12 protein-coding genes are annotated in these 10,828 nt (G+C 47.0%); 11 read left to right on the top strand and 1 reads right to left on the bottom strand.

All coding sequences use genetic code 11. The features are described from left to right. Positions 1-129 precede the first annotated feature (129 nt). The 11 genes from HRU21_04365 (at position 130) to lipB (ending at position 10,053) form a co-directional block, all read left to right on the top strand. The gene (locus HRU21_04365; GenBank protein ID NRA41526.1) at positions 130-1,383 is read left to right on the top strand and encodes a glutamate-5-semialdehyde dehydrogenase; all 1,254 of its coding nucleotides are present in this window, start codon (positions 130-132) and stop codon (positions 1,381-1,383) included. A gap of 30 nt (positions 1,384-1,413) precedes the next feature. Continuing rightward, positions 1,414-2,097, top strand: coding sequence for a nicotinate-nucleotide adenylyltransferase (gene nadD / locus HRU21_04360; protein ID NRA41525.1), 684 nt, complete (start codon positions 1,414-1,416; stop codon positions 2,095-2,097). 11 nt (positions 2,098-2,108) lie between these two features. Then, positions 2,109-2,450 (top strand): ribosome silencing factor, encoded by a 342-nt coding sequence (rsfS, locus tag HRU21_04355; protein ID NRA41524.1) that lies wholly within the window; start codon positions 2,109-2,111, stop codon positions 2,448-2,450. Beyond that, complete coding sequence (gene rlmH / locus HRU21_04350) at positions 2,447-2,914, top strand: 23S rRNA (pseudouridine(1915)-N(3))-methyltransferase RlmH (protein ID NRA41523.1); 468 nt, start codon at positions 2,447-2,449, stop codon at positions 2,912-2,914. The genes rsfS and rlmH overlap by 4 nt, the downstream gene beginning before the upstream one ends. Before the next feature lie 3 nt (positions 2,915-2,917). Then, positions 2,918-4,789, top strand: coding sequence for a penicillin-binding protein 2 (gene mrdA, locus HRU21_04345; protein NRA41522.1), 1,872 nt, complete (start codon positions 2,918-2,920; stop codon positions 4,787-4,789). Beyond that, positions 4,789-5,934, top strand: a complete 1,146-nt coding sequence (gene rodA / locus HRU21_04340) for a rod shape-determining protein RodA (GenBank protein ID NRA41521.1) — start codon at positions 4,789-4,791, stop codon at positions 5,932-5,934. The genes mrdA and rodA overlap by 1 nt, the downstream gene beginning before the upstream one ends. Before the next feature lies 1 nt (position 5,935). After that, positions 5,936-6,928, top strand: a complete 993-nt coding sequence (gene mltB, locus HRU21_04335; GenBank protein NRA41520.1) for a lytic murein transglycosylase B — start codon at positions 5,936-5,938, stop codon at positions 6,926-6,928. Beyond that, positions 6,929-7,798, top strand: coding sequence for a septal ring lytic transglycosylase RlpA family protein (locus HRU21_04330; GenBank protein ID NRA41519.1), 870 nt, complete (start codon positions 6,929-6,931; stop codon positions 7,796-7,798). It abuts the gene before it with no gap. A gap of 108 nt (positions 7,799-7,906) precedes the next feature. Next, on the top strand, positions 7,907-9,091 hold the full coding sequence (locus tag HRU21_04325; protein ID NRA41518.1) for a D-alanyl-D-alanine carboxypeptidase: 1,185 nt from the start codon (positions 7,907-7,909) through the stop codon (positions 9,089-9,091). Positions 9,092-9,117: 26 nt separating this feature from the next. Further along, positions 9,118-9,396 carry a DUF493 domain-containing protein gene (locus tag HRU21_04320; GenBank protein ID NRA41517.1) on the top strand — a complete coding sequence of 93 codons (279 nt, stop codon included), beginning with the start codon at positions 9,118-9,120 and terminating at the stop codon, positions 9,394-9,396. Then, positions 9,397-10,053, top strand: coding sequence for a lipoyl(octanoyl) transferase LipB (gene lipB, locus HRU21_04315; protein NRA41516.1), 657 nt, complete (start codon positions 9,397-9,399; stop codon positions 10,051-10,053). 61 nt (positions 10,054-10,114) lie between these two features. Here the strand turns inward: lipB and xseA are convergent. Beyond that, on the bottom strand, positions 10,115-10,828 hold a 714-nt coding region (gene xseA / locus HRU21_04310), incomplete at its 5' end, for an exodeoxyribonuclease VII large subunit (GenBank protein NRA41515.1).

The raw sequence follows: 10,828 nt of genomic DNA, 5'->3' as shown, positions 1-10,828 counted from the left end.
CATTCTGGCTCTGAATGTAATTGACACGGTTAAAACTAGCGCGCTAAAAATTTCTCGCTAATACCCCTTGATGTGTCAACGATATGATAGAATCCCGTTTTTTAATTTCGGAATAATCGGAATCTCAAGATGAGTGTTGCTGAATACATGCAAACTGTTGGGGCGCAAGCAAGAGCGGCAGCTCAACGTATCGCAACGGCTGATACAGAACAGAAAAACCGCGCGCTGTTAGCAATTGCCGATCAGTTGGGCTTGCACCGTGCGCAGCTTAAATCTGAAAATGCGCTAGATCTTCAAGCCGGCGCCCAAAAAGGCTTAGATGCAGCATTATTAGATCGACTGACGCTCAGCGATGCGACAATTGACGCTATGATTGAAGGCTTGCATCAAGTTGCGGCATTAGCTGATCCGGTGGGTGAAATTACTGATATGACTTACCGCCCCTCTGGCATTCAGGTGGGTAAAATGCGCGTTCCATTAGGTGTGGTAGGTATTATTTATGAATCGCGCCCCAATGTTACCGTTGAGGCGGCAAGCCTTTGTCTGAAATCAGGCAATGCTGCTGTGCTTCGGGGTGGCTCAGAAGCTAAGCATTCAAATCAGGCGATCGCAGCTTGCGTTAAACAAGGTTTGACTGCTGCCGGTTTAGCGGAAACTATTGTGCAGGTTATCGATACCACCGATCGTGAAGTGGTCGGGCAAATGATTAGTATGCCTGAATATATTGATGTGATAATTCCGCGCGGCGGTAAGGGCCTGATTGAGCGCATTAGTCAAAATGCGCAAGTGCCTGTGATTAAACACCTAGATGGCAATTGCCACACATTTATCGATGCTGATGCTGATGCTGAAAAAGCGATAAAGATCGCTGTGAATGCAAAAACACAGCGTTTTGGCACCTGTAATACAATGGAGAGCTTACTGATTGCCAAGTCTCGTGCGGCTGAACTGCTGCCTTTGCTCGCTGATGAGTATGCGGCAAAGTCAGTAGAGCTTCGAGGCTGTGAGAAAACTCAGGCGATTATCGATTGTCAGCCAGCGACTGAGCAAGATTGGTATGAAGAATATCTAGCGCCTATTTTGGCCATCAAAGTCGTGGATAATATCGATGCCGCGATTGCGCATATTAATCATTACAGCTCACAGCATTCAGAAGCCATCATCACCGAGAATTATACCCACGCTCGACAGTTTTTAGCGGCAGTTGACTCAAGCTCAGTAATGGTTAATGCGTCGACCCGCTTTGCTGACGGGTTTGAATATGGCCTCGGTGCTGAGATCGGCATCTCAACCGATAAAATTCATGCCCGCGGGCCAGTAGGCTTGCATGGTCTAACCAATCAAAAATACATTGTCCTAGGGGATGGGCATGTTCGTCGCTAGCGTCAGCGAGTTTTTGTTAGAGCCTGTCCTTTGAGTCACAATGTTAACGCGGTTGCTATTTTAGGTGGCACCTTTAACCCCATACATAGGGGGCATTGTTGTCTAGCAGAATCTTTACAAAGCAGCTTCAGACTGAATGCTGTAAGGCTATTACCTTGTGCCTTGCCGGCACATCGTCAGCCACCAAGGGTTTCTACTGAGCAACGCNCGCAGATGATCAAGCTGGCAATCAGTAACTCGCCCGGCCTACAGTTTGATGCAACTGAACTGGCCTTATTTGCGCATAATCAACAGCCATCATTTACCGTTGAGAGTTTGCAAGCGATTCGACAGCAGCTTGAGCAATGTTCGGATCGACCCGTCTATTTATACTTTGCGATGGGTAGTGATGCTTTTGCCACATTTGAGAGCTGGCATCGGTGGCAAGACATTCTGCAGCTGTCCAATATCATTGTGCTGGATAGACCGCACTATCCTTTGCAGCAGATTATTGCGCAGCCTGAAAAATCATGGCTGCGTGCCCAGCAACAGCAGTTTCATTTTACCGATCATGAATCTCCGTCGGGGCAGGTATATGCCGCGCGTTTGAGTTATCTGGCGATTTCATCCAGTGAGATTCGTGATCGCATTCAGCAGGGTCTAGATGTCAGTTCAGACTTGCCTGCGCCCGTTTATGACTATATTGTTGAGAACGGTTTATACCAAACAGAATAAGTGTAAACATTATGACTAAATCGCTCAGCGAAATAGAAGCGCTTGTGGTGGAGGCTTTAGAGTCTCTCAAAGCAAAAGACATTAAAGTTATTGATGTGTCAGCATTGACCGATATGACAGACAAAATGATTATTGCCAGTGGCACCTCGACTCGACAGGTCTGCGCATTAGCGCAGCAGGTCATTACGGAAAGTAAAAAAGCTGGCTGTCCACCGGTCGGTTATGAAGGTGAAGACGTTGGTGAATGGGCTTTGGTAGATTTGGGCGATGTTGTTGTTCATATATTATTGCCAGAACAACGTGACTTTTATTCACTTGAACAACTATGGTCGAATAAACCCTCCAGCGCATGAATATACGGTTAATTTGTATTGGCCAAAAAATGCCGCCATGGGTTGATCATGGCTATCAAGAATTTGCCAAACGCATTAATGGTGATATAAGGCTTAAGCTATTAGAATTGCCGATGGCTAAGCGCGTTAAAAATCAATCAGTTGAGCAATTCAAACGTCGCGAAGCCGAGTCTATTGTGGCTGCTTTGCAGCCGCAGGAATATCCAGTTGTGCTCGATGTATTGGGCAAGTCCATCAGCACTGAAGATTTAGCCACAAAGCTTAACCAGTGGAAAATGCTGGGCCAAGATATTGCCATTATTATCGGTGGCCCAGACGGTTTAGCTAGCGAAGTACTAGCGCTGGCGCGTGAGAAACTTTCCTTATCAAAATTGACCTTACCGCATCCGCTGGTTAGAGTCATTGTGGCTGAGCAAGTCTATCGCGCTTGGTCGCTGAGCAAAGGACATCCCTATCACAAATAGATTATGAATCTGCATCGCCAAACACTTAAAAATACCCTGTATGAACAGCAGGTCATCCATATGCGCATGGTACTAAGTGTAGTGGTTGTGATGGTGCTAACCGCCATTTTGCTGGCGCGTTATTTTTCGTTACAAATCCTGCAGCATGATTTGTATGTCACCCGCGCAGAGTCTAATCGCATTCATTTACAAAAAGTGGCCCCCAAACGCGGATTGATCTTTGACCGAGAGCAACGCATTATTGCTGAAAATTTGCCCAGCTATACCTTATCACTGGTGCTGGATCGCGTTACAGATGTTGATGCGCAGCTACTGGAAATGCAGCGCCTGGGGATAATTCGCACTCGAGATATTGAGCGCTTTCATCAGCGCCGTCATCGCTACCATGCATTTGAGGCAACGCCGCTGCGCTTCAATCTGAGTGAATCAGATATTGCTACTATTGCGGTCAACCGCAGCCGTTTACCCGGCGTTGAAATCAAAGCATCTTTGGCACGACATTACCCTTATCAGTCACTGCTGGCGCATGTGCTGGGTTATGTTGGTCGTATTAATGAGACTGAGTTACAACGCCTAGATACCGATAACTATGCTGCCTCTACCCATATTGGCAAAATTGGTATTGAGAAAAGCTATGAGGCGATATTACATGGCCAAGTTGGTTTGCAAAATGTTGAAACCAACGCGCGTGGTGAGGTGCTCAGAACCTTGGGTGGCGACCAACCGATACCAGGTGCGAACCTTGGTTTATATTTAGATGTCGATATTCAACAAGTGGCTGCTCAGGCCTTGCAGGGACGCCGAGGTGCTGTAGTTGCTATGGATCCGAATACCGGTGGGGTTTTAGCGATGGCATCAGGCCCAAGCTTTGATCCAAATGCCTTTGTGCATGGCATTAGCTATGCTGACTATAACGCCTTGCGTGATGATCGCGATTTGCCCTTATTTAACCGCTTCCTGCAGGCGCGTTATCCCCCGGGTTCAACGATCAAACCGATCATGAGCATTGCCGGTATTGAAGAGGGCGTGTATACCCTGCAAACCACTATTGCCGACCCTGGCTGGTACCAAATTCCTTTTAATGAGCGCTATTATCGTGACTGGAAACGTGAGGGCCATGGCGATGCGATTGGCTTTATCGATGCAATGGCGCAGTCATGCGATGTCTATTATTACGATATGGCCTATAAGCTGGGTGTTAGCAAAATCCATCACTATTATCAGCAATTTGGCTTAGGTCAAAGATCCGGTATTGACTTGCCAGGCGAGCGCGCCGGCTTAAATCCTTCTGCAGCCTGGAAAAAATCAACCGGCAGGGGGTCGTGGTGGTCGGGTGATTCACTCAATATCGGTATTGGCCAAGGGTATTTATTAGCTACCCCATTGCAGTTAGCCGTGGCAACAGCAATTATTGCCAATAAAGGTAAACGCGTGATTCCTAAAGTGGTTGCCTCGGTTAATGGCCAGCCAGCTAAAGTTGAATATTTGCCGCCATTGACGCTTAAGAATCCAACATTATGGGACGAAATTCGTAAAGCGATGGAAGCGGTTGTGCACAGCCCCAAAGGCACTGCTAGGGGCATTGCGCGTGGCTTGAATTATCGTATTGCAGGTAAGTCGGGCACTGCACAGGTAGTTGGTATGGCGCAAGGCGAAGATGCACCTGACGCTGAAACCTTAGCAGAGCGACAGCGTGATCATGCATTGTTTGTTGCCTTTGCGCCGGCTGATGACCCGCAGATTGTGGTTGCGGTGATGGTTGAAAACGGTCAATCAGGCTCTGGGGTGGCGGCACCGATTGCGAAACAAGTGATTGATGCACATTTACGTAAATTAGCCATCAATGCTGAATTGGCTATGTCTGGGGGGAGATAATGCAAGATTCACCAGAATATGTCAGACAGTTAGATCTCTCAGGGATGCGCAGGCGATCTAGCCTGTGGCTAAACCTGCACCTTGACCCTTGGCTATTGTTATCACTGATTTGTCTATCATCATTTGGTCTAACATTGCTATATAGCGCCTCTGATTATCCGATTTCGAGTTTAAAGCGACAGCTTAGTTTTATGGCTGTGGGCTTTTTTGCAATGATCGTCGTTGCGCAGTTGCCAATGCGGTTTTATAAAAATTCAGCCATATACTTTTATCTTGCCGGTATTATTTTACTGTTGCTCGTGCCACTTATTGGTATTGGCGCCAAAGGTGCACAGCGCTGGATTGCGGTGCCAGTTATTGGAAGGTTTCAACCCTCAGAGTTAATTAAAATTATTATGCCGTTGACGATTGCTTGGTATCTGAGTGCAAGGGTATTACCGCCCAGGTTTAAATATGTTTTTGTCAGCTTAGCCTTGATTGCGTTACCCACCTTATTAATTGCCTCACAACCTGATTTGGGCACCTCCATTTTAGTTGCTTCCTCAGGTGTTTTTGTGCTGTTATTATCTGGTTTATCGTGGTGGTATGTGTTCTCTGCAGTCGCGTTGTTTGCAGCCAGTGCCTGGCCATTATGGCATTTTGTTTTGCACCCCTATCAAAGAGGACGCATTTTGACTTTGTTAGACCCAGAGCGGGATAAATTTGGCGCTGGCTGGAATATTTTACAGTCAAAAACCGCCATAGGCTCAGGGGGTTGGGACGGTAAAGGCTTTCTTAACGGTACCCAGTCGCAGCTTAATTTTTTACCAGAAACGCATACTGATTTTATTATCGCAGTATTAGCAGAAGAGCAGGGTTTTAAAGGGGTAATTATTCTGTTTGTCTTGTATGCGCTGGTAATTGCTAGAGGCTTATTTATCGCATGGCAGGCTAAAACTACGTTTAACAAATTAGTCGCCTCAAGTATTACCTTAACTTTTTTTGTGTATGTCTTTGTCAACGCCGGTATGGTGTCTGGCATTTTACCGGTTGTTGGTGTACCGCTGCCTTTGGTAAGTCAGGGTGGTACATCAATTGTGACATTATTATTAGCATTTGGTATTTTGATGGCTATTGCATCGGATAAGCAACAATTTTCACGTTAGGATGATCGCTATGTTTCGCAGTTTCACTATTTCTTGCTGGTTTTTATCTATCTTATTGACTGCACCGCTTGTGCAAGCTAACTATGCTGATAGGGCTGAGGTAAAAGCGTTTGCGCAGCGCTTTGCAGCTGAGCATAAGCAAGATGTTGATAGCGTGTTGGCTATTTTATCGCAGGGTAAATATCAACAGGGCATAATCGATGCTATCTCTAAGCCTGCTGAGCGGGTGTTAAACTGGGGCGATTATCGACGTATATTTATTGAGCAAAAGCGTTTGGATAATGGCGTAGCTTTTGGGCGCGAACATCAACAAACGCTGATGCAGGTTGCGCAACAGTTTCAGGTTGAGCCAGCGATTATATTGGCAATTCTTGGGGTAGAAACGCGTTATGGTAAAGTGGCAGGCAGCTATCGTGTGCTTGACGCCTTGTTGACGCTGGGCTTCGATTACCCGCCCCGCGCTAGCTTTTTTCGCGGTCAGCTTGAGCAGCTGTTGCTATTGGGTCAAGAGCAATCAATCGATGTAAGTTCATTAGTAGGCTCATATGCCGGTGCGATGGGCTTTGGCCAGTTTATCCCTAGCAGCTATCGCGCCTATGCGGTCGACTTTGATGGCGATAAAAAAGCTGATATTTGGCAAAATCCAGATGATGCAATGGCTTCCGTCGCCAATTATTTTAAGCAACATAAATGGCGTTATGGTGAGCCTGTCGCTATACAGCTTCAGTCTCAAGCGATCCCTGCTGAATTAATTAGCAAGGGCTTGAAACCCAATCACAGCGTAGCTAGCTTGCGTCAAGCAGGATTGAAAATACCTAAGCAAATTGATGCAGCGGCGAAAGTGAGTTTAATCAAGCTGAGTGCCGCAGAGGGTGACGAATATTGGCTAGGTTTTGAAAATTTTTATGCCATCACCCGCTATAATCACAGTCGCTTATATGCAATGGCAGTATTTCAATTAAGTGAGCTGATTCGCTTTAGTCGAGCCATGTAAATGCAGAGCGATAGTTTGAATGGTTCGGCGTGCTTGCCGCTGCAGTATGCGGTGTTTTTATTTGCTTGCCTGCTAACGGCCTGTGGCTCGGCGCCCGATAAAAAAAACGGTAATGAGGGGCGCTATGCGGTTGAAGATGATTATCATCCAGTATTGTTACTGAACCCAGATACCATCAGTGATGCGATACCTAAGGATGAGCCTATTCGAAAGGCCGGGAATAAAAGCCCATATACGGTGCTTGGCAAAACTTATACGGTTATGCCGAGCGCGAAAGGCTATCGCGAGGAAGGTGGTGCCTCATGGTATGGTTTAAAGTTTCATGGGCACAAAACCTCGAATGGTGAGGTCTACAGTATTTATGCCATGACGGCAGCGCATAAAAGTCTGCCGATCCCCTCCTATGTTAAAGTCACTAATCTTGAGAATCAGAAGACAGCGATTGTTCGTGTAAACGATCGAGGTCCATTTCATCCTGGCCGAATTATCGATTTATCCTATGCTGCGGCGACCAAGCTAGACTTTATTCGTAGCGGCACGGCCAAGGTTTTAGTTGAAGCTATTGATCCAGCTAGCTTCCGTCAGCCTGCACGCAGCATGACCGGCAAGCAAGCGCATGGTGCTGGACATATAAGCTCGCCGTCAAAGACATGGCTGCTTCAGCTTGCTGCTTATGCGCAGCTTCAAACTGCCGAGCAGCGCTTGAATCGCTTGCAGCAGTCGACTGATTTACCTGCCCGTGTGGTGCAATATGAGGATCAGCTGCATCGACTGCAAATTGGGCCGATTTACGGCACTGACATCGCATCGGCGCGTCAATTAGCCGCAGAACAAGGTTTTACCGATACCATATTGCTGCCCATCAACTAGCGTCACAGCGTGGCACTTTGATGGGATTCTTGTTAGCATAGCAAACCAATTTAATGCTGCGTTTTACCTGCAGTAACGTCATCAGCTGATCAATACTTAAGTCTATTTATGCTCAAACCATTCACCACGCTTGCTTCTCGCTTTTTATTGTTGTCAATTTTCGCTTTGCTGAGCGTTAAAGCAGCCGCGCAAGATATTTTAATGCCAAGCCCACCCGCAATTGCTGCTAAAGCCTATATCTTGATGGACGCTAATAGCGGTAAAGTATTGGTGGAAAAAAATGCTGATCAGCTATTAGAGCCAGCCAGTCTGACAAAAATGATGACGGCCTATGTAGTAGACCATGAAATAGCCGCCGGTACGATTACCGCTGACGACATCACCACTATTTCACCTAATGCCTGGGCGCAAAACCCGGTTTTTAATGGCTCCTCGCTAATGTGGCTGGAGGCCGGTAAGCAGGTCTCTGTCTCCGATCTATTAAAAGGCGTGATCATTTCCTCGGGCAATGATGCAACTGTTGCGCTGGCTGAGCATTTGGCTGGTTCTGAAGCTGCCTTTGTTGATTTAATGAATCAACAGGCAAAGCTGCTTGGCATGAAAAACACCTATTTCGAAAATCCACACGGTCTGCCGGCGGCTCAGCACCAAACCACCGCGCGCGATATGGCATTATTGGCGCAGGCTGTGATTCAAGACTTTCCCGAGGCTTATAAGCTCTACGCAGAAAAATCTTTCACTTACAATAATATTAAGCAACCGAACCGCAATAAGCTTTTATGGCGAGACCCCTCAGTTGACGGCTTAAAAACTGGGTATACCAAGGCTGCAGGGTATTGCTTGGTTGCGTCAGCAAAGAAAGCGGATATGCGACTGATCTCGGTGGTGATGGGTGCGCGTTCTCAAGAGTCGCGAGCGCAAGAGTCGCAAAAATTATTATCCTATGGCTTTCGCTTTTATGAGACTCTTAAGCCTTATTCAAAAGGTGATCAGCTCACAACTGCTAAAATATACGGGGGCGCGCAGCCAGAGGCCAATATTGTGGCTAAAGCCGATATCTATGTTACTTTACCGCGTTCGCAGCGTGATCAATTAGAAGTCAGGTTGGAAGTTGAAAAGTATCTACAAGCGCCTTTAAAAGCGCAACAAGCTGTTGGCAATATTGCCTTAGTTTTAGGTGATACCGTATTGGCTCGCGAGTCAGCGGTGCTTGCTGAGGCTGTTGAGTCGGGCGGCTTTTTTGCCCAGCTATGGGGAAAGATTGTGCTGTTTTTTACTAAATTGCTGAATTAATAGCAATATTATCGATGGCTAAACCGATGGCTAAGAAAGCTGCGCCCGATGCGCCAAAAATTGAGTTCCCCTGTGATTATCCTATTCGCGTGTTAGGCGATGCCAGCGAGCAGTTTATTGATCAAGTGTTTAGCATCATGCAGCAGCATGCCCCCGAAATCAGACGCGATAAGGTGAAGACGCGGCCCAGTCGCAAAGGCACCTTTGTTTCTGTTCACATCATTATTCGTGCCACCGGCGAGCAGCAGTTGTCGGCAATACATCGCGATTTACAACGGCATCCTGCTGTGAAAATGGTCATTTAAATGTTGCCTAATAGTCAGCATATATTGATGGTTAAGCATTGGCAGCAGGCAGACTATCAAGATGTCTGGCAGGCGATGCGCGAATATACCGATAGCCGAGATAGCAATAGCGCCGATCAAATTTGGTTAGTTGAGCATCAGGCTGTGTTTACCCAAGGTCAGGCCGGTAAAGCGGAACATCTGCTATACCAATCGGACATTCCACTCGTACAGAGCGATCGCGGTGGTCAAATCACTTACCATGGCCCGGGCCAGTTAGTGATGTATTTCTTGATTGATCTAAAGCGGCACAATATCTCGGTAAAAGCCTTTGTTTCTATGCTTGAGCAGCAGTTGATAGACTTGCTGGCAGAGTACGACATTACGGCCGAGCTTAAGCCAGGTGCCCCAGGGGTTTATGTTAAGGCTGCGCAATCACTGGCTAAAATTGCCTCGCTGGGGCTAAGAGTGAGGAAAGGCTGCAGCTACCATGGCCTTGCCTTAAATGTTGATATGGATCTCAGCCCATTTGCGCAAATTAACCCCTGTGGCTATGCCGGCATGCCGATGACGCAAATGCGTGATTTTGTGTCGGTGGATTTTCAGCAGGTTCAGCAGCAAGCGCTGAATAAGTTTGTTGCGGCCCTAGATTACCAAACGGTTGAATTTGCGGATTGATATCTGCTGCCAAGGCTGCTGTTAATTTGGCAGCTAATTTGGCAGCTTAGAAAATAAAAGTCTATTTACTTTTTATTTTCGCCACTTTGGCTACAAAGCTGCCTTTGTGCAGCTGCACCTGCACCTCATCATCTACGTTAAGCTGATTGCTGTCGGCGATAATCTGTTGCTGCTGATCTTTCACAATACTGTAGCCGCGACTAAGAGTAGCTAGGGGGCTCACGATCTCGAGTTGCGATGCAGATGCGGCAAGCTGCTGTTTGGCGGCTTGCAGTTGCACCAGCATGCTCTGTTTAAGTCGATTCTGTAACTGCAAATTGAATGCTTGGTGTTGTTGGATAGCCGCCGCAGGGCTTTGTTGTTGCTGACGCAATTGCAGCTGTGCGAGGCGATGCTGATAACTCTCTACGCTATGTAATAAGGCCTGACTAAGCTGCCGTGCTAAATGAGCAAACTGTTGCTGAAAAACCTGCAGGGTTTGTAACGGGTGTTGCAAATTAGCTTGCTTTAACTGTAATAGCTGCTGAGCTGACGAGAGGCGATTACTCATGCTTTGACACAGTCGCTGATAGCTATAATCAAGGCTTTGTTGCAGCTGTTCTTGATCTGGACTAATCATCTCGGCGGCGGCTGACGGTGTAGGTGCGCGAACATCCGCGACTAAATCACAAAGCGTGGTATCAACCTCGTGCCCCACTGCACTGATGATAGGAAGCGGAAAAGCGGCTACTGCGCGCACCAGGTTTTCATGATTAAATGCGGCTAGATCTTCGGC

Source organism: Pseudomonadales bacterium, assembly GCA_013215025.1.
GTDB lineage: Bacteria > Pseudomonadota > Gammaproteobacteria > Pseudomonadales > DT-91 > DT-91.
This window is presented reverse-complemented; position numbering and strand designations above follow the sequence as displayed.

What these genes read in the sequence shown, in the direction of transcription:
- HRU21_04365 (NRA41526.1), top strand. Translation starts at nt 130, where the DNA reads ATGAGTGTTGCTGAATACATGCAAACTGTTGGGGCGCAAGCAAGAGCG.
- rsfS (NRA41524.1), top strand. Translation starts at nt 2,109, where the DNA reads ATGACTAAATCGCTCAGCGAAATAGAAGCGCTTGTGGTGGAGGCTTTA.
- rlmH (NRA41523.1), top strand. Translation starts at nt 2,447, where the DNA reads ATGAATATACGGTTAATTTGTATTGGCCAAAAAATGCCGCCATGGGTT.
- mrdA (NRA41522.1), top strand. Translation starts at nt 2,918, where the DNA reads ATGAATCTGCATCGCCAAACACTTAAAAATACCCTGTATGAACAGCAG.
- rodA (NRA41521.1), top strand. Translation starts at nt 4,789, where the DNA reads ATGCAAGATTCACCAGAATATGTCAGACAGTTAGATCTCTCAGGGATG.
- mltB (NRA41520.1), top strand. Translation starts at nt 5,936, where the DNA reads ATGATCGCTATGTTTCGCAGTTTCACTATTTCTTGCTGGTTTTTATCT.
- HRU21_04330 (NRA41519.1), top strand. Translation starts at nt 6,929, where the DNA reads ATGCAGAGCGATAGTTTGAATGGTTCGGCGTGCTTGCCGCTGCAGTAT.
- HRU21_04325 (NRA41518.1), top strand. Translation starts at nt 7,907, where the DNA reads ATGCTCAAACCATTCACCACGCTTGCTTCTCGCTTTTTATTGTTGTCA.
- HRU21_04320 (NRA41517.1), top strand. Translation starts at nt 9,118, where the DNA reads ATGGCTAAGAAAGCTGCGCCCGATGCGCCAAAAATTGAGTTCCCCTGT.
- lipB (NRA41516.1), top strand. Translation starts at nt 9,397, where the DNA reads ATGTTGCCTAATAGTCAGCATATATTGATGGTTAAGCATTGGCAGCAG.